The organism is Natronobeatus ordinarius, from assembly GCF_024362485.1.
GTDB classification, from domain to species: Archaea; Halobacteriota; Halobacteria; order Halobacteriales; family Natrialbaceae; genus Natronobeatus; species Natronobeatus ordinarius.
The window spans coordinates 1,137,792-1,156,318 of the sequence record NZ_CP101456.1 but is presented as its reverse complement, the minus strand read 5'-3'; the positions used below and the strand labels follow the sequence as shown (position 1 = coordinate 1,156,318).

The window sequence follows — 18,527 nt, the reverse complement described above, 5'->3', positions numbered from 1 at the left end:
GTTACTCACCTGCGGTGGCTTCTTCGGGCTCGTCGCGCTCTTCTCGCAGCCAGCCGTGTTTGCCGAGCCCGGGCTGTTTGGCCGTGAGACCGATCTTCGAGTCGCGAGGGTTGCGCTCGTCGATGCTCTTGGTGACGATTCGCGCGCGAACGGCGTCGTCGACGTCGAGCGATCGGTCGGACTCGTTCGAGGCCAGTCGCTGGTTCTCGCCGTCGAAGGCGAGGTACTCGTTCGAGATCTGGGAGACGTGCAACAGCCCGTCGACGGGGCCGATGCCGACGAAGGCGCCGAACTCGACGACTTCGACGACGGTGCCGTCGACGACCTCCTGCATCTGGGGGTCGAACGTCACCGCGTCGAACTCCGCTTCGTAGTAGACGCCCGGCCGATTCGGCAGGACCGTCCCCTCACCGATGTCGTGGACCTCGGTGACGGAGACGACGCTTCCCACCTCCTCGTCCATCCGTCCTTCGAGTTTGTCCTGGAGCAGTCGCTTGACGAGGTCGGGCGAGACGTCGCCCAGCTCCCGCGGCGGTACTTCCACCGTGTCTTTCAATCTAACCCGTTTGTACATCTATGGTCGAGTAATCCCTAGTTTGTTTCTCCCGCGTAATGCAATTACCGGTACGTTCTCCGCGAGCACCCGGTCTCGTAGCCCGACGTCGTTGGTGGCGACGTAGTCGACGACGCCCTCGTAGGCGAGTTCGACCAGCGCATCGTCGGCGTAGGAGGCTTCGGTGTCGACGGCGAGACAGCGCTCGGTCGCCAGGTCGTGGCCGACCGACGCCGCCGTTCCCTCGGTACCGCCCTTCTCGGAGAGTCGCCGAAGCTCCTCGACGACCGGCTGTGGCGTAACCAGCTCGAGTGCACCGTCGAGTACGCGATCGAGTTCGTCGAACAGTCGCACGTCGAGTTCGACCGGCATCATGAGTGCGCTCGTATCGAGGGCTACGCGCCGCGTCATCTATTCGTTGAGCTGTCCGACGCCGATCAGTCGCCAGCGTGCGCCGATGCGGCGGTTGATCGCGATCTTCGCGCCCGGCTCGGCACAGATGGGGCGTTTGAGCCGGACCTCACACTCGTCGGCACGTGCTGACGTCACCGCGCCGACGGTCGTCGCCGTCCCGACGGTCATCATCAGCGGCTCGCCCGTGCTGATCTCGTCGACCTCGGTGGTGCCGTCAGCGCCGACGACGCGTTCGAGTAAGTCGACGTCCATGGTGAACTCCTCCCAGGTCGGGGGGAGCGTTCCCGGTGGGCCAGCCACGCGGCCGGCGAGGGCGTCACCTTTCGTGAGTGATGGATCGAGCGCCGTACCAACGCCCAGCAGTCCGCCGGGCGTGGCCGTCTCGACGCCTTCACCGCCGGCCTGGAGCGAGCGAACCGACGTCTGGATCGGCTCGTACTGGGTCTGGCCACCCGTTTCGACCTCACGGCCGGGGCGGATCTCGAGGTCGTCGCCGACCTCGAGTTGGCCCTCGACCAGGCTCCCGCCGAGGACGCCGCCGTGGAGGTTCTCCCACGTGGTGCCCGGCTTGTTGATGTCGAAGCTGCGGGCGACGTGCATCCGTGGATCGGCGTCTGAGTCGCGCTCGGGGGTCGGGATGTGCTCTTCGATCGCCGCGATGAGCAGGTCGATATTGACGTTCTGCCCCGCGCTGATCGGGACGACGGGTGCGTCTTCGGCGACGGTCCCCTCCACGAACGCCTGGATCTCTTCGTAGTTCTCCCGGGCCGTCTCGGCGTCGACTAAGTCGACTTTGTTCTGGGCGATGACGATGTTCTCGATGCCGATGATGTCGAGCGCCATCAGGTGCTCTTCGGTCTGGGGCTGGGGAACGGATTCGCTCGCGCTGACGACCAGCACGGCGCCGTCCATCAGTGCAGCCCCCGACAGCATCGTCGCCATCAAGGTCTCGTGCCCCGGCGCGTCGACGAACGAAACGGTTCGGAGCGGTTCGCTTTCGGAACCGTCCGGACACTCCTCCTCGACGGTGTAACACTCGGGCTCGTCCACGTCGGGACAGCGACGGAACGCTGCGTCAGCATAGCCCAGCCTGATGGAGATACCGCGTTTCATCTCCTCTGAGTGCTGGTCTGTCCACGAACCGCTCAGTGCCTGGACCAGCGTCGTCTTGCCGTGGTCGACGTGGCCGACGAGTCCGATGTTCACCTCCGGTTGTTGAGTTCCTGCCATAAGACGATGAGTAATCTTAGGTGATTCTTCCGCCGTGCGCTTGATAAACCTACTGTTCTGTCATCGACCCACCGGCCGGAATTCACACGGAGACGAAATGGTCGCCCGACCCGAACGATTGGCACCCACGGACGGCCGTTAGACGCGACCACCCTCGAACGTCACCCGTCGACGATTTCGGAGCCGCTTCCCGTCAGTGGCCACCTGCTCGCGGTGTGTACCCCGTTTCAGCTGGGGCGGGCGAGCAGTGACCACAATATGGTCGTTCGTGTTACAAAAATCCAGTTCTGCGAACGTTTTAGCCGGGGGGCGTGGTACATGCTTCCATGAGCAGATCCGACGTCTCGAGCGACTCGGACGGACTCTTCGAGTGCTCCGACTGTCTCGCTCCCGCCGAAGCGTTCGCGTTGATCGGCAACGAGACGCGGCTGGCGATCCTCGAGGCGCTGTGGGCGGCCGAGGAACGCCCCGTCTCGTTCTCCGACCTCCGTCGCGAGGTCGGGATGCGCGACTCCGCGCAGTTCAACTACCACCTCCAGAAGCTTTCGGGCCACTTCGTGGCCCAGGTCGAGGGCGGCTACGACTTCAAACACGCCGGGGAGAAGGTCGTCCGCTCGGTGATCGCCGGCTCGTTCAACGAGCATCCGACGCTCGAGCCTTTCCCCGTCCAGGGCGCGTGTTACTCCTGTGGGGGGCCGCTGCAGGCGGTCTACGAGGACGAGCGCCTCGCTATCGAGTGTACCGACTGCCGGGCCGGCCACGGCGAGTACTCGTTCCCACCCGGCGGGTTAAACGACCGCACGCACGAGGAGGTCGCCGAGGCGTTCGACCACCGAGTGCGCCACCTGCACTGTCTCGCCGCCGACGGCGTCTGTCCCGAGTGTGGCGGGCGCATGGAGACCCACGTCCGCGAGGAGGGCGAGTGTTGTCTCGGCGTCGCCGTCAGACTCGACCACGAGTGCCAACAGTGCGGACACACCCTCTGTTCGACCGCCAGCCTACGGCTGCTCGACCACTCCGAGACCGTGAGTTTTCACCGCGAGCGCGGCGTCCACCTCGACGAACGGCCCTACTGGACGCTCCCGTGGTGCGTCAGCGACGAATACGCGCGCGTGCTCGAGCGCGATCCGTACGTCCTCGACGTCCGCATCCCGCTCGCCGGTGACGAACTCCGCGTGACCCTCGACGACGACCTCGACGTCCTCGAGACGGCCGTCGAGCGGTCCTGATCGAGCTCGTCCTCGGTCGATCGCGGCCGACCCACCAGCCGAAACGTTCAGGCAACTCCCACCACTAGACACCGACATGTCTCCATATGACGCCATCTACTTCGATCTCGACAGTACCCTCTGCGAGCCGATCCAGGGTCGCGAGCAGCTGCTCGAGACGACGTTCGAGCGCGCCGGAATCGAGCAGTTCTGCACCGTCGGCGGCCTCCGGGTCGCCGCTCGAGAGGTGAACGACGCCGAAACCGACGAGGAGTTCTTCGAGGCGCTGTTCACCGAGGCCGCCCGCAACGCCGACGTCGATCCCACGGTCGCGCCCGACCTCGCCGAGGCGTACCTCTCGACGGTCGACCCGGCCCGCGTTCGGTTTCGCGCCGGTGCGGAGGCCGCCCTCGAGGTCGCCCGCGAGGTCGCCCCGATCGGCCTCATCACGAATGGCACCCGTGAGACACAGACCCAGAAACTCGAGGCGCTCGAGATCGTCGACGACTTCGACGTCTCCGTCTTCGTCGATCCTCGAAACGGCGTCCCGCCGAAGCCCCACGCCAAGCCGTTCGAACTGGCGCTCTCGGGACTCGGGGTCGAACCCGAGAACACGGTCCACATCGGCGACAACCTCTACGCCGACGTCGCCGGCGCGAACGCCATGGGGATGGACTCGGCCTGGATCACCCTCGGTTACGAGAACTCCTCCGAACACGAGCCGACGTACGAACTCGCCTCGCTCGAGGAGTTCGATGTCGTGGTCTGACCTTCGACGCCGTGGTCTGACCAGGGGGCCAGTGTCGTCTCCCGCCGGTCAGCGCGCAGCCGCGACGGCCTCCCGGACCTCCTCGACGAACGCCTCGAAGTCGGGGTTCTCACCCTCACGAACCCAGCGGTAGGTGACCGTCCCCTCGGCGTCGAGGACGAAGACGCTCCGCTGGGCGACCTCGATCGAGCCGTACATGTCCTCGAGGACGACGTCGTAGGCGTGGATCACCTCGTGGTCCCAGTCCGAGAGCATCGGGAACGAAAGCTCGTGGTCGTCGATCCAGACGTTCTGGGCGAACGGCAGGTCGACGCTGACGCCGTACACCTGCGCGTCGAGTTCCTCGAACGCGTCCATCGAGTCGCGAAACGCGCACATCTCCGCCGTACAGCCACTCGTGAACGCCGCGGGGAAAAAGGCGAGGACGATCGGACCGTCGCCGAGCGCGTCGGAGAGGGTGAACGCCTCGAGGTCGTTGTACGCCTCACCGCCCGCTTTCGGTACCGTGAAGTCGGGTGCTGGATCGCCAGCTCGAACCATACACCGACCCAGTGGTTCCGTGAGGAAAACGTTCCCGGCGAACGCTCGAGTCGACGCCTCCGAACGGGCGGCGACCCCTCCTGCGAGACAGGTTCGTCTCTCGTGGGCCCAGGTGGGTTCGTCGTTCCAGGGCGGTGGGGACTGACGCCAACATTTTACTGCGCGATGCCCGTGCGTTACGGGAGGTATCTTCACGTGATCGATCTCGACTACTACGACGTGGTGCTCGTAGGAATCGCGGCGAGCATGCTCGCCGGCGTTCTGATCGGGCTCGTCACGCCGGTGTCGACGGAAGCCGGCATCGTCGCCGGGACGGTCGCCGCGACCCTCTTCGTCTACGCCGGCACGTTCCGAAACCCGCCGTTGCCGGAAGCGTCTCCGAGCACCAAGACGGCGGTCGTGGCCTGGCACGCAGTTGCACTGCTCGTGATCGTCGCTCAGTACACCTGACGTCGGCCGTCCGAATCGGGCACACAGCACAAAACCCTATCTCACTGGCAGTCCACGTGCGACCATGGCCCAGGAGAACGCAGCCGCGTCGTTCGAACAGCTCTGTGAAGTCGACGCCGACGCCCCGACGCTCATCGAGGGCCTCCCCGGACACGGCCTGGTCGCGGCGATCGCCGTCGACCAGCTCACCGAACAGCTCGGGCTCACCCACTGTGGGAATATCGCGTCCGAGGAGTTTCCACCCGTCGTCACGTTCGAAGACGGACTCGTCCAGGACCTCGTGCGCGTCTACGCGGGAGGCGACTCGGGGATAATGACCCTCGAGAGCGATCTTGCCCTCCCACAGCAGGCGTTCGAACCGCTCTCCCGGTGCGTGCTCGAGGAACTCGCCGACGACTTCAGCCGAGCGATCTTCCTTGCAGGCGCGCCCGCCGAGTCCGAAGACCAGATCGGTGAGGTGACCGGCGTCGCGACGACCGAGGCGATCAGGGCAGACCTCGAGGAAGCCGGCATCGACGTGCCCGAGGAAACCGGACTCGTCGGCGGCGTCACCGGCGCACTCGTCAGGCGCTGTTACCAGCACGACGTCCCGGCGGCACTGTTGATCGTTCGCGCACACCCGTTCCTCCCCGACCCGCGGGCGGCCCAGTCGGTGATCGAGAACGCGCTGGAGCCGCTAGTCGACTTCGACATCGACACGGCGCCGCTCGAAGAACAGGCGGACGAGATCCAACAGCGGATGCACCAGATCGCCGAGCAGTACCAGCAGATGGCCGAAGGACAGCAGGCCCAACAACAGCAACAGCCGCCGGCGACGGGGATGTTCCAGTAACCGTCGGGCCAGCTCAGCTCCCGGCGATGCCGACGCCAGATACCCGACATCGCGAGCTGTAGCTCGCGGTCGACGACCGATCCGTTATAGTGGCCCGTCTTCGAACGTCGGCTATGGACGGTCAGGCGGACGAACGACGAACGACTCGTGCAGGCGGCGTCGACCGAGTGCTCGTCTGCAACCCCGCGAGCGGATCGGGCGACCACGCCGAGGAGATCCGCGCACGGGCGCTCGAGCGGGAGTTCGACGTCCGCGAAACCGAGACGGCGGGCGACGCCAGGCGACTCGCACGCGAGGCCGCGGCCGACGGCGCCTCACTGGTGGCCGTCGCTGGCGGCGACGGAACGGTCAACGAGGTCGTTCACGGACTCGTCGACGCGGACGCGCTCGAGGCGGTCGACGTCGCGGTGATCCCGACGGGTACCGCCAACCTCTTCGCGCGGCAGCTCGGGATCGACGACGTCGACCGAGGGTTCGACCTCCTCGACCAGGGACGTCGACGGCGCATCGACGTCGGGTTCGCAGACGATCGCCCGTTCGTGAACACCTGTCTGGCCGGCATCTCGGCCGAGGCGAACACGTCGACGCCGGGCGAGTTGAAACGCCGGCTGGGGCCGCTCGCGTACGTGTTGACGACGCTCCGGCTGCTCCCGGAGTACGACGGAATCCCGCTCCGAGTGACGCTCGAGCCCGGCGTGCCCGAAAGCGAGACGTGGCGTGGCGACGCCCTGCTCGTCCTGATCGGAAACGCGTTCCGGCTGCCGAGCGTCCGCCGCCGGGACCGGCCGAGTACCGAGGACGGCCTGCTCGAGGTGACGATCCTCGAGGAACGACCCGACCCCGAGACGCTCGAGGAGGGACGGCTGTCACGACTCCTCGAAGGCGACCTGACGCCTGTCACCCGACTCGAGGTGTCGTCGCTGTCGATCGAAGGACTCGAGGAAGAGCCGGTGACGTTCAGCCTCGACGGCGAACTGGTCTCGGCGACGGCACTCGAGATCGACGTCCGCGAACGGTGTCTGTCGCTGTACGTCGAGTCGACCACAGACGCCGGGGAGCTATCGTAGCCACTGAACGTCTGCCGTCGGTGATTCCCGACGATCGGGCGTTCGTCGACGTACTCGACGGGCCGGCAGGCCAGGTTCCCAACGCACCCAGCACAGTGTCGAGAGCCTTTAGTGACGCCGGTCGAATCTAGTCGATGGAATGGGAACGGACGACGCCGGGCACCCCGACGCGCGCGACGCGCCCGGGGACGCACCGATCTCGACGACGAGGGAGTACGCGGGGGTCGACGCGCACACGCTCCGCCGGGCTGTAGCACGCGCGCTGGCGGCGTTCGCCGACGGGGACGAATCGTCCTCGAAGACGACCGAGAACGCGAGCGAAGCCGATGCCACCGTCGTTACCCGCCGCGCGGCGGTCGACGCCGGGGCGATCCCCTACCGGCCCTACGGCCCGCACAGTGCGATGGTCATCGTCGTCAGCTTCGTCTTCATGATCCCCACGATTTTTCTCTCCTTGCTCGTCGCGGGGCTCGCGCTGTACTTCTACTACCGGGAGAAGCCAATGGACCTCCCGCTCGAGCGCCGTGACGTCGTTCGCGTTCTCGTGACCGACGAGGCGACCGACGAAACGCGAACGCAATCCGACGCCGACGGAGCGGGCGTCACTGTCACGTACACTGCCGACACCGTCCTGTCGGTCGACGCCGACCGGGTCGCCGACCTCTCCTGGTCGCGACGCATCGCGACGATGAACTACGTGAACTACTGGTACAACCTGGTCGCCGACGACCCGGTCGAGCGCGACGTCGACGACACCGTCATGGGCTACCTGACCGCGTGGGCGAACCGCGATCCGCAGTCCCACGCCGACACCGTTCGCTCGTTCCAGCAGTCCTTCGAGGACGACCTCGACCGCCGCCGTGAGTACACCGAACTCCTGGCAGACCAGCTCCCCGGCGTCGACGACGACCTCGAGGCAGGTCGCGAGTCGCTCCGGGCCGACCTCGAGGCGCTGGCCGACGAGGTAGCCGTCGTCGTCGAACGGGAAGAGGCGTGACGCCCGTCGAGTGACTCGAGTCGAGGCTGGTCGAGAGCTATCGTTCCTTCATTGCTGGCGGTTCGACCGATTACACAAGGGCTTAAATGGTCGTACCACCTATCATATCGGCGATGCAGGTACGCCGGCTCCCGGCTGACGACGCCGTGTCCCCCGTCGTGGGGGTTATCCTCCTCGTTGGAATTGTGGTCGCCTCGATGGCGATCATCTCGACTATGGTCCTCGGCACTCCGTTCGAGCGCACGCCGGACGCCGATCTGGTGTACAGCGAGGACGACAGTGGGAGCGATCTCGAGGTCACGATCGCCGTCGCCTCGGCAGAGGGGCTCACCGAAGCGAACACCGAAATCCGCGTCGACGGTCAGACCTGCGACGCCTGGGATGGGCGCGACGACATCGAGGCCGGCGACACTGTGACAGTTACTCGTGGCGGTTGTGGCGGAATCAGCCTGGAAGGGGAGACGATCCAGGTGATCTGGTCCAGCGGGTCACAGTCGGCGCTGGTCGATAGCTACGACGTGTCCGGCTAAGTACTCCACCAAGCGTCGACTGCAGGGTCGAACCGGCCTTCGGCGACGAATTCGACCCTGCAGACTAGGCTTGGCAAAGCACTAGGTCGTCCCAGCAGCGCCGCTCGAGTAACCGCTCTGGAGAGTTCCGGGCCACACTCGCCGAAGTCGGGTCTGAATGATCAACCATGCACGTCACGGAACGTATTTTTACCCTCAGCGGATATAGGAGTCCATGTCCCAGGGAGAGTTCGAAGGCTACGGCGGGCGATACGTCCCCGAACCGTTGCAGGACCCACTCGAGCAACTGGCCAACTCCTACGACGAGGTGAGCCAAACTGACGAGTTCCAGACCGAGTTCCGACAGTTACTCGAGGAGTACGCCGGGCGGCCGACGCCGATCACCCACGCGAAGACGCTCAGCGAGCGCTACGGGGCGGACATCTACCTCAAACGCGAGGACTTACTCCACGGCGGCGCGCACAAGATCAACAACGTGCTCGGCCAGGGCCTGCTGGCGAAAAAGGCCGGCAGGCCCCGCCTGATCGCCGAAACCGGGGCGGGCCAGCACGGCGTCGCAACGTCGATGATCGGCGCGCTGCTCGACCTCGAGACGGAGATTTACATGGGGAGAAAGGACGTCGAACGCCAGCAGATGAACGTCTTCCGCATGCGGTTGCTGGGCGCGACGGTCAACGAGGTCACCCGCGGCGGAGAGGGGCTGGCCGACGCCGTCGACGCCGCCTTAGAGGACTTCGCTCAGAACGTCGATCACACCCACTATCTGGTGGGCAGCGTCGTCGGCCCGGACCCGTTCCCGCGGATGGTCCGGGACTTCCAGAGCGTCATCGGCGAGGAAGCCCGCGAGCAGTTCAGAGCGCGGACGGGCGGGTTGCCGGACGCGGCGGTCGCCTGCGTCGGCGGCGGCTCGAACGCCATCGGGCTGTTCCACGCCTTCCGCGACGACGACGTTGCCCTGTACGGTGCCGAGGGCGGCGGGAAGGGTGCAGACTCGAGCAAACACGCCGCCCCGCTCGCGAGCGGCGAGGACGAGGTCATCCACGGGATGAAGACGCGCGTGATCGACGAGGACGTCGAGGTCCACTCGGTGTCGGCAGGCCTCGACTACCCCGGCGTCGGACCCGAGCACGCCATGTTCCGCGCCGTCGGCCGCTGTGAGTACACCGGTATTACCGACGACGAGGCGCTTGCGGCGTTCCGTGAACTCTCCGAAGCCGAGGGGATCATCCCCGCCCTCGAGTCCAGCCACGCCGTCGCGCGAGCGATCCAGCTCGCCGAGGAAGGCGAACACGAGACGATTCTCGTGAACCTCTCCGGCCGGGGCGACAAGGACATGGAGACCGCAGCCGAGAAGTTCGACCTCGCCTCGCAGTGAATCCCGGTCGCGGTCGACGCCAGCTCCCGATCGACCCCGAGCGTGCGTCGAAAGGTCGTCGTTAACTAAGGGTGGTCACTCTCGAGCGTACTCGTATGGCGAGTGACGACACAGACGCCTCGAGCGCTCCGGTCACCCCACCGAGTGCGGACGACGCGAGCGGCTACGGACTCACGCTCACGCTGGTCGCCGCCGTCCTGCTCGCGCTCGCGTACTACGGCGTCGTCGCCATCGAAGGGACCCACGAACTCGGTGGTGCGATCCCCGACCCGTTTTACTTCCTCGCGTTTGCGTTCCTGTTCGTTCTCGAGTTGCTCAACAGCCGCCGACTCGGCGCGCTCGGCGTCGCCCGCGCGCTCGCGTTCACCGCGATCTACGGCGCGCTGTTCGTCTTCGCGGTCGAGGGCGGCGCCTACCTCTGGGAGAACCCCGACGCCGCGCTCGAGGCCTACGTCGGCGTCACCGTCTTCGCCGTCGCGCTCGTGGTCTCGGCGCTCGGCTACGTGGGCTACCTGGCCGTGGTCGAAGCCGACCGGGGTGGATGAGTCCTACGCGTCCCCGCCCGGGCTCGGCGTCTGGACGTGTGAGAGGTACGCCGCGAGATCCGTCGTCGTGAGCATTCCGACGACGCGATCGTCCTCGTCGACGACGGGAACGTGGTGGAAGCCGTGTTCCATCATCACGTCCGCGACGTCCCGGATCGAGGCCCCAGCATCCGTCGTGATCACGTCTTCAGTCATGTACCGCGAGACCGTCGTCTGGGCTTTCGGCTGGCTCTTCGCGACGATTTCGACAAAGTCCGTCCGCGTGAGGATTCCCTCGAGCCCACCCTCGTCGTCGACGACGAGCACCGAGCCGACGTCGTTCTCGAGCAGCACCTGTGCAGCGTCCTCGACGAGCGTGTCGGGCGATGCGGTGTGGAGGTCCGTGGACATGAGCCGTCCCACAAAAATGTCTTCCATACGGAACCCTTCTCGAGCAGTTGCTATAATAATTGCCGCGATCTGGCGCGTCCGGTGACGATTCGACGTGAGGTCCCCTCGTGGAATCGTCCCCGTTCGAATCGCTCGGCGCACCGTTCGTGACACGGCGTTCGAACCGACTGCAGAACCCGACGGGGACCGAACGGTGGGGCGAACGGACTCGACACTGCTCGAACGGCAGAAGGGGACGGACTCGACACTGCTCGCACGAAACACGAATGCGTCCGCCCGTTCTCGTGCGGCCCTCGCGGGCGCACGGCTCCTCACGGAGCCGTCCGCGTCGCTCGAGCCCCACTCGAGGAGGGCCACCACGCCTCCCCGGCGACGCAGTGCGTGCGCGACGCGCCGGCGCGAGACGCCGGCACGTCTCGCGATGGCGTCGCCGCGACCCGTGGTCGGGTCAGATCGCAACGGTCCGTAGTTGGATCAGACCGCAACAGTGTCCCCAAGTCGGGTTGCAACGGTTCGTGGTCCCCGTGCTCGCCGTCGCGGCCGGACCCCGAACAATCACGCGAGCCACACCGTCCAGCTTCGCCACAGGTTTAAATACAGGATCGTCACATACTCTACGACATCCCGATGACCGCCGCCCCGGACCTCGAGGGGACCCTCAAACTCCTCCCCGAGCCCAGCCCCGACCTCCTCGAGGTCGTCGCCGCCGAGTACGCCACCCTCGTCGACGAGTACGATCCGCGGAACGTGCTCGTCCTGAAACGCCACCCGGCCGGTCTCGAGCGGGTTCGCGAGGCACTCGCCGGCTGTGAATCCACGAACGGAACCCCGCTCTCGCCGCGGCTCGAGTCCCTGCCCGAACACGCCTCGAAGGTGCTCGAGGAGTACGATCCGACGCTCGATCGACTGGCCTACGAGGAACGGATCGAGCTGCTCTCGCTGGTGATCGCGGGAGCGAAACGCGATATCCCGCCCTACCTCGAGCGGGCGCGCGAGCACGACAGCTTCGCCCGCGACGTGGGTCAGCTGTTGCTCGAGGCGACGCGCCAGGCGATCCGTCACGAGGATCTCGAGGATCCCCACGAGTGTCTCGACTTCCTCTACGCGATGAACGACCGATTCCACGAGGAACTCAGAACGCGGGGACTCCTCGAGCGCGCCGACGTGATCCCGCGAGCGACGGCGCTGCTCGAGGCCGACGCCGACGGCCTCCGCTCGCGCGTCTGTTCGTCGTTCGACGCCGTCTTCGTCCTCGAGTTCGAGGAGTGTCGCCGGCTCGACCGGCGCTACCTCGCCGCGCTGACCGCCGACGCGGAACTGGTCTGTCTCGGCGAGCGCCACGCCAGCGTCGAGCGAACCCGCGTCGAACCCGGATCGGTCGACGACCTCGCAGCGGGCCTCGAAATGACGGTCCTCGAAGGCCCCCACCCGGCTTCCGACCGGGACGTCGACCGCACGGCCCCCAACTCCGACCACCGGGCGATCACCCGGTGGCTCGCGACCGGCGAACCGGCCGAGGAGTCGTCCACCGAGACTGCGACCGCACGTCGCATCCGCTCGACGACGACCCGCGAGCAGGAACGGCAGGTCGCGACGGAGATCCAGGCGTTACTCGACCGGAACGAGGGGTGGCGATACGACGACGTTGCGGTCGCCGTCCCGACCGTCGAGCGCGTTCCCACCGTTCGAGACCGCCTCCGCAACGCGGGCGTGCCCACGGCGACGATCGGAACCGCCGCGCTCGCAGACGACCCCGCGGTCGCCGAACTCTACGCGTTCGTCGCCTACAACGGCGATGGGGACCACGAGGTCGCCCGCAACCGGCTGGCCGCTCGCGTTCCCGACTTCTCCCCCGCCCTCGTCGAATCGTGTACCGGCTCGAGCGTCCGGCGCTCGCTCGAGCGCTGGATCCTTCGAACCGACCTCAAGAGTCGGATCGTCACCGAGCAAGCGCCCGTCGACGCCCGCGAGAGCTTCGACGGCGTCCGGCGCGTGCTCGAGATCGCCCGGTTCGTCGAGGAGACCGACGTCGTCGCCCCCAACTGGGAGGGACTGGCCAGAATGCTCCGCCGGACGATCGAATACGACGCACCGTACGTCCACGAGGTCGAGACCCGGCCCGAGCGCGGCGGCGTGACGGTCTGTGCGATCGCGGACCTGAAGTACGACAGCCGCGAAGCCGTCTTCCTGCTCGATCTGGTCGAGCGACAGTACCCCGGAGAGCACCACCTCACCCGACTCTTTCCGGAAACGTGGCTCGAGTCGATGCCGAACTATCCGGCCGTCACCGACCCTTCGCCGGTCGACGTCGAACGGACGTTCGCGCCCGCGCCACCGGCGGCCGAACTCGGAACCGCCTTCGAGGCCTACCACGCCGAGCGGGCCCGCCGGAAACTCGCCATCGGAACTCGGGCGGCCCGCTCGCGGTTGTACTGCTGTTCGTACGAGCGCGAGGCAGGCGGGCTCCGGCGCACGCACGCGGAGTCACGGTATCTGAAGGGACTCGAGCGACGGCGGGACGTGAGCCTCGAGGACGTCGATGCGCGCGGTCGGGACGCGAGGATCTACGGCGAAGCGAACGCACTCGAGGCAGCCCTCGCCCAGCCGTGGGGCGAACTCGAGCGCGTCCTCGGGGAGGCAAGCACCGGCGGCGAGGTCGACCTCGTCGAGACGGAAGCGCTGTTCGAGGAGCTCGCCGTCGTCCTCGACGGTGACGTCGACGAGGACCTGCGCGAGGCCGTCAGGTCGCAGTTCGAGTTCGCCGCCGGGGAGGTTCGCCGATGACCGGACGTCGACTCCCGGTCGACGGCCTCGGGGCCTACCTGCACTGCCCCCGGCAGTACGAGTTCGCCCACGTCCACGGTCTCGCAGGCGACGACGAGGAGGCCGTCGAGACCCGTCAGGTCGAACTCCTCCGAACAGTGATCTGTGACGCGCTCCGAACCGGCGAGACGGAGCCACGCCCCCTCGCGAACGCGGCCATCGCCCGCCTCGCGGAGCGGTGGCCCGAACGCGACGACCGATTCCACTCGATGGCCCAGCGACGACACGAGCGACGCGCGCTCGAGGCGACGATCCGGGCGTACGTCGAGGCGGTCGGGCCAACCCACGCGAGGGGCGTCACGCAACTCCGGAACGCGGCCGACGGAGACGTGATCGGGCCGGCACTTTCGCTCTCGGCGACGGTTTCGCTGCCTGACGCAGGTGAGGACGAGAACGCCGCGGTCACGGTCGACGCCACGGTGGACTACGTCTTCGAGGACGGCCCGTCGATCACGGGGGTTCGGTTCGTGCCGACGCTCGCGCCGCTTGGCCCCCTCCGATACCGCTCGAAGTGGGATGGCGACGTGGCCGAACTGTTCGTCGACCACTTCGACCCCGACGCAGACCGGTTCGAGCCCGACGCCGTCGCCTCCCTCCTCGAGACGGCGGTCGTCCTCGAGGGGTTGCGCGACCTCCGCGACCGGCTGGAACTCGAGGCGTCGACCTGTCGGTACGTTCTCGCCCCCCTCGCAGACCGGTCGAACGACGCGGTCGACTGGGTCCGGGAGACCGTCGAGACGAGCCTCGAGGTCGTCGACCTGACGGACGTCTTCCTCGACCACCACACCTTCGGCCTGACTCACGAGCACCGAAACCGGACGGTCGAACGACGACTACGTGAGGTGCTCGCCGCGATCGTCCCGGGCGAGTTCGATCCGGGCCCGGCCTGGGATCGAATTTCGGCTCGGAGCTGTCCGGGCTGTGCGTACGCCGTCGGCTGTGCGGACCACGTGGCCGCGGAGGTGCGGTTCGATGGCTGACGACGGGGACCGAGACCCGATCGAGCCGCGAGGAAACCAGCCGGCCGCCCTCGAGAGCCGGGCCGCCTGCATCTCCGTCGACGCCGGGGCGGGGACGGGAAAGACGACGACGATGATCCTGCGGATCGAGCGCGCCATCGAGCGCGGCGACGTCGACCCCGAGGACGTGCTCGTGTTGACGTTCGCGAACGAGGCGGCGTCAAACGTCCGCGAGGCGATCGCCGACCGCCTCGGACCCGACGAGGCTGCCGAGATCGACGTCCACACCTACCACTCCTTCTGTCACCGGCTCGTCCGCGAGTACGCCTACTATCTCGGCCGCTCCCCCGAGTTCGACGTCGTCACCGAACGGGCCCGCCGACGGCTCGTCCGCCGACTGCTCGAGGAGAACGACTACGGCTTCGCCTCGACACAGGGCGACGGCACCGCGGCCGACCTCGCCGCCGACGTCGACCGATTCGTCGCCACGATGAGTCGAACGGACGTCGACCCCGAGACGCTCGACGACCGGCTCCCCGACGCGCGAACGCTCGAACTCCTCGGTGGGCTCGTCCTCCGGCTCAGGCGGCGGGCGGACGAGCAGCTGTCGTTCGACAACGAGGCCCTCCGATACTTCAACCGGCCCGAACACCTCAAGTCGGCCCGCGAGTCGCTCGTCGAGTACGGAAAACTGCTCACCTACTGCCGAGAGAAAGTCGCCGAGGCACCCGACGAGTTCCACGACGACCCCGTCGTCCGGGACGTCTCGAGCTACTTCCGGACGCTGCAACGGTGTGTGACGAACGTCCACGAGGCGCTCTCGCTCGAGGAACCGACGACGAAACACCTCCCACGGGCGCTCTTTTGCAACGAGATCCGGGGCGGCGCGACCGGACGGATCGAGCAGACGCCCGTTGGCCGGCTCGATCACTCCCTCGAGTTTCTCCGGCTGGCGCGCCACTACACCGACGTCTACGCCGACTACCGGGCGATGCTCGAGCGCGACCGGACCGTCGACTTCGACGAACTCGTGCGGACGGCGACCCGGTTGCTCGAGGACGACCGCGTCGCCGACGAACTCACGGGCCGCTGGGAGCAGGTCTACTGCGACGAGTTCCAGGACACCGATCCGACGCAGTTTTCCCTCGTGACGCGCCTGACCGCGGGCCCGGACCGCCCGGACCTGTTCGCGATCGGCGACACCGACCAGGCGATCTACGGCTGGCGTGGCACCGACCACGAGGGACTCGAGCGCCTCGCCAGATACGATGACCACGAATCGGTCGCGCTCGAGCTGAACTTCCGATCCCGCCAGGAGATCCTCGATCTCACCAATCACTGTGCGTACGCCGGCCAGTCGTCGAAGACGCTCCGAGAGTTCGACCGATCCCCGAACGTGTCCGATGGGGACGAGACACCGCTGCGTGTCGGGAAGGTAGAGACCGACGAGGTCGGCTTCTCGACTGCCGAAGCGGTCGCAACGACCGTCTCGCGGCTCGTCAACGGCGAACTCGAGGGAGTCCCCGCCAGGTCGCTCTCCGATCTGGCGGTGATCGTCCGCACGAATCGCCACGCAGCGGCGGTCGCCGCCGAGCTCGAGCGCGCGCAGATCCCCTACGAACGCTCCGGGTCGACCCACGGCGAGCTCTCGCCGGGGATCCAGACGGTACTCTCGTATCTGCGAGTGCTGGTCGATCCGGAGGCCGACGTCCACCTCAGACGAGTGCTCGTCTACCGGTACCGACTGTCGGAATCGGACCTCGAACGTCTCCACGTTCGGGATCGATCGCTGTACGGCGTGCTGGTCGCCGCCGACGCGAACGACTTCGACGACCCCGACCGGCTCGAACGAGCTCGAACCCACCTCGAGACGCTCACGTCGGTGTACAATGGGCTCCCGCTCTCGGTGTTCGTCCGTCGATTCCTCGAGGTCACGCGCCTCGAGTGGTTCCTGACGGGCGAGGAGCGCTCGACGCTCGAACGGGTCGAACGATTCGCTGACTCCTACGACGCCAATTCGGTCCTGACGGCACTCACCACCGAGTTCGTCGACGCGCTCGAGCACGCACTCGCGGGCAGTTCGACCACGGACGGACGCGGGACGCAGTCGACCGGTCGCGTCGACGTGATGACGGTCCATCAGGCGAAGGGGCTGCAGTTCGACACGGTGCTCGTCCCGTACCTCTCCGACGAGGAGTGGTGTGTCGAAACCGATTACGTCGAGCGCGTTCGGTACCGACTGCTCGCGGCGACGATCGACGACGAGGTCGACTCGCCGCTGCTCGCCGACCTCGCTGCAGAGACCGTCGCCGAGGAGTGGCGGGTGTTACACGTCGCACTCACCCGCGCCGAGAACCACCTCCTCCTGTTCGGGTCGGCGTACGACTACGACGGTGCCGACGGAGAATTGTCGACGTCGACCGCTGAGGCGTGCCTGGCGTCGGAGATCGACTGGTGCGTCGCTGGCCGACGGATGGATCTCTGGGAGACGCTCACCGACGCGTTCGACCGCGTTCAAGACGACTACCCCGACGCCGTCGCCGACTGTACCGAGGAGATTGCACGCTCTGCGAGCCGGACCCCGGGAACGATCACCTACTACGGCGGCTACGAGGACCGCTCACTCGAGCCGCTCGAGACGCGGGCGGCGATCGAGACGGTCCACCGACTCGGCCGCCAGCTCCGGCGCAGAACCCTCCTCCCCGCGGCGGACGCAGCCGACCACGCTGACGAAGGCATCCACACGCCTGCTGGACGAAGCCCCAGCGCACTCTCGAGCGACACCGTCCGGTTTCCCGTCGAGACGCTCTCGGCCGTGACTCCGCTCCCGGTGGCAGTTCGCCACAGCTACACCGCGATGCGTACCCACGAGGAGTGTGCCAGGAAACACTACCTCGACCACGCCGTGGGTGCAGTCGACGATCCGATCACGAACGGCGGCGATCCGGGCGCGCGGATCGTCGGGACGATCTTCCACGACGTCGCCGAGGAGGCGTTTTACCGGGAGTACCGCACACGAGCAGCGTGGCGAGAGGCCGCGACCAGACACCTGACCGCCCGTGGTCACACCGCCTACCGCGAGCCAGTCCTCGACTGCGTCGGCCGCTACTTCGAGGCCTGCGCGCCGGGGATCGACGCGCCAGTCCACGAGTGGGAGCCCCTGGCCGCGGAACTCCCGTTCGTCCTCGACTCCCTCGAGGGCGTCGACGGCGAGGTCGTCGGCTCCATCGACTCGATCCGACGGACGCCCCGCGGCGAGCTCGTCGTCCTCGACTACAAGACGACGGCCAACCGGATCGATCCCGCCGACGCGACCCAGCTCCTGCTCTACGTCGAGGCCGCCGCGCGCCGGTTCGACGAACCGATCTCGAGCGCCGGCTACGTCTACGTCGGCGACGCCGGACCGCGGGTCGAGCTGCTGTCTCGCGAGGCGCTCCCCTCGTGGGGGTCGGCCCGCGAGACGCTCCTGGCTGTCGACGACCCGTCCTTCGAGGACGTCACCCCTGGTGATCACTGTCGGTACTGTCCGCACCGCTCGCTCGGCTGTGCGCCGGGCCCAGCGGCCGTCGAGGGCGCGACCCTCGACGACGACTGACCTCCGCTCGAGCGTCGCCGCCTCGAGCTCGCGAGCCCGTCGGTACAAAATTAGATTATCGCGCTCGAGGTCGACGATGGCCGACTGCGGTGTGCGCGTTGCAACCGCCAATACGTTGTTACCGAACGCGCAGTCCCAGCGCTGTCGCTCGAGCAGACCGGTTTATGACTTATGTGTGATAAGAACGGACGGCGGAGAGACGTCTCTCGAGGGTGGGCGGGGACGACAGGACGGCCCTGATCGGGCCGTC

The 18,527-nt window shown here is 67.1% G+C and carries 17 protein-coding genes; 12 read left to right on the top strand and 5 right to left on the bottom strand.

The window, feature by feature from the left end; translation table 11 throughout:
• Nucleotide 1 precedes the first annotated feature (1 nt).
• The 3 genes from NMQ09_RS05930 to NMQ09_RS05920 are packed head-to-tail and all read right to left on the bottom strand — an operon-like array spanning nt 2 to nt 2,197.
• Nucleotides 2-574 carry a DNA-directed RNA polymerase gene (locus NMQ09_RS05930; protein WP_255193518.1) on the bottom strand — a complete coding sequence of 191 codons (573 nt, stop codon included), beginning with the start codon at nt 572-574 and terminating at the stop codon, nt 2-4.
• Nucleotides 575-964: a type II toxin-antitoxin system VapC family toxin gene (locus NMQ09_RS05925; protein WP_255193517.1), complete on the bottom strand. Its 390-nt coding sequence runs from the start codon at nt 962-964 to the stop codon at nt 575-577. It abuts the gene before it with no gap.
• Complete coding sequence (locus NMQ09_RS05920; protein WP_255193516.1) at nt 965-2,197, bottom strand: translation initiation factor IF-2 subunit gamma; 1,233 nt, start codon at nt 2,195-2,197, stop codon at nt 965-967.
• A gap of 326 nt (nt 2,198-2,523) precedes the next feature.
• Between NMQ09_RS05920 and NMQ09_RS05915 the strand changes: the two genes are divergently transcribed.
• Together NMQ09_RS05915 and NMQ09_RS05910 are read left to right on the top strand one after the other, a co-directional pair.
• On the top strand, nt 2,524-3,426 hold the full coding sequence (locus NMQ09_RS05915) for a winged helix-turn-helix domain-containing protein (protein ID WP_255193515.1): 903 nt from the start codon (nt 2,524-2,526) through the stop codon (nt 3,424-3,426).
• A gap of 76 nt (nt 3,427-3,502) precedes the next feature.
• On the top strand, nt 3,503-4,174 hold the full coding sequence (locus tag NMQ09_RS05910; RefSeq protein WP_255193514.1) for an HAD family hydrolase: 672 nt from the start codon (nt 3,503-3,505) through the stop codon (nt 4,172-4,174).
• Between the two features lie 48 nt (nt 4,175-4,222).
• On the opposite strand, the gene NMQ09_RS05905 is transcribed toward NMQ09_RS05910, so the two are convergent.
• The gene (locus NMQ09_RS05905; protein WP_255193513.1) at nt 4,223-4,714 is read right to left on the bottom strand and encodes a redoxin domain-containing protein; all 492 of its coding nucleotides are present in this window, start codon (nt 4,712-4,714) and stop codon (nt 4,223-4,225) included.
• A 195-nt stretch (nt 4,715-4,909) separates the two neighbouring features.
• On the opposite strand from NMQ09_RS05905, the gene NMQ09_RS05900 reads away from it, so the two are divergent.
• From NMQ09_RS05900 to NMQ09_RS05870, 7 genes are all read left to right on the top strand, one after another.
• On the top strand, nt 4,910-5,164 hold the full coding sequence (locus NMQ09_RS05900) for a DUF8015 family protein (RefSeq protein WP_255193512.1): 255 nt from the start codon (nt 4,910-4,912) through the stop codon (nt 5,162-5,164).
• A gap of 64 nt (nt 5,165-5,228) precedes the next feature.
• The gene (locus NMQ09_RS05895; RefSeq protein ID WP_255193511.1) at nt 5,229-5,996 is read left to right on the top strand and encodes a proteasome assembly chaperone family protein; all 768 of its coding nucleotides are present in this window, start codon (nt 5,229-5,231) and stop codon (nt 5,994-5,996) included.
• Nucleotides 5,997-6,109: 113 nt separating this feature from the next.
• Nucleotides 6,110-7,063, top strand: coding sequence for a diacylglycerol/lipid kinase family protein (locus tag NMQ09_RS05890; RefSeq protein WP_255193510.1), 954 nt, complete (start codon nt 6,110-6,112; stop codon nt 7,061-7,063).
• A 139-nt stretch (nt 7,064-7,202) separates the two neighbouring features.
• Nucleotides 7,203-8,060 (top strand): hypothetical protein, encoded by an 858-nt coding sequence (locus NMQ09_RS05885; protein ID WP_255193509.1) that lies wholly within the window; start codon nt 7,203-7,205, stop codon nt 8,058-8,060.
• Nucleotides 8,061-8,173: 113 nt separating this feature from the next.
• Nucleotides 8,174-8,590 (top strand): type IV pilin domain-containing protein, encoded by a 417-nt coding sequence (locus NMQ09_RS05880; RefSeq protein WP_255193508.1) that lies wholly within the window; start codon nt 8,174-8,176, stop codon nt 8,588-8,590.
• A gap of 214 nt (nt 8,591-8,804) precedes the next feature.
• Nucleotides 8,805-9,965, top strand: coding sequence for a tryptophan synthase subunit beta (gene trpB / locus NMQ09_RS05875; protein ID WP_255193507.1), 1,161 nt, complete (start codon nt 8,805-8,807; stop codon nt 9,963-9,965).
• A gap of 95 nt (nt 9,966-10,060) precedes the next feature.
• On the top strand, nt 10,061-10,510 hold the full coding sequence (locus NMQ09_RS05870) for a hypothetical protein (RefSeq protein ID WP_255193506.1): 450 nt from the start codon (nt 10,061-10,063) through the stop codon (nt 10,508-10,510).
• A gap of 3 nt (nt 10,511-10,513) precedes the next feature.
• Here NMQ09_RS05870 and NMQ09_RS05865 read toward each other — a convergent pair whose 3' ends face one another.
• Nucleotides 10,514-10,927 carry a CBS domain-containing protein gene (locus tag NMQ09_RS05865; RefSeq protein ID WP_255193505.1) on the bottom strand — a complete coding sequence of 138 codons (414 nt, stop codon included), beginning with the start codon at nt 10,925-10,927 and terminating at the stop codon, nt 10,514-10,516.
• A gap of 600 nt (nt 10,928-11,527) precedes the next feature.
• Here NMQ09_RS05865 and NMQ09_RS05860 point away from each other — a divergent pair.
• From NMQ09_RS05860 to NMQ09_RS05850, 3 genes are read left to right on the top strand one after another with little or no spacing between them, the layout of a single operon-like run.
• The gene (locus NMQ09_RS05860) at nt 11,528-13,684 is read left to right on the top strand and encodes a hypothetical protein (RefSeq protein WP_255193504.1); all 2,157 of its coding nucleotides are present in this window, start codon (nt 11,528-11,530) and stop codon (nt 13,682-13,684) included.
• On the top strand, nt 13,681-14,703 hold the full coding sequence (locus NMQ09_RS05855; RefSeq protein WP_255193503.1) for a hypothetical protein: 1,023 nt from the start codon (nt 13,681-13,683) through the stop codon (nt 14,701-14,703). The genes NMQ09_RS05860 and NMQ09_RS05855 overlap by 4 nt, the downstream gene beginning before the upstream one ends.
• Complete coding sequence (locus tag NMQ09_RS05850; RefSeq protein WP_255193502.1) at nt 14,696-18,277, top strand: UvrD-helicase domain-containing protein; 3,582 nt, start codon at nt 14,696-14,698, stop codon at nt 18,275-18,277. Before NMQ09_RS05855 ends, NMQ09_RS05850 begins: the two co-directional genes overlap by 8 nt.
• The last annotated feature ends 250 nt before the right edge of the window (nt 18,278-18,527 follow it).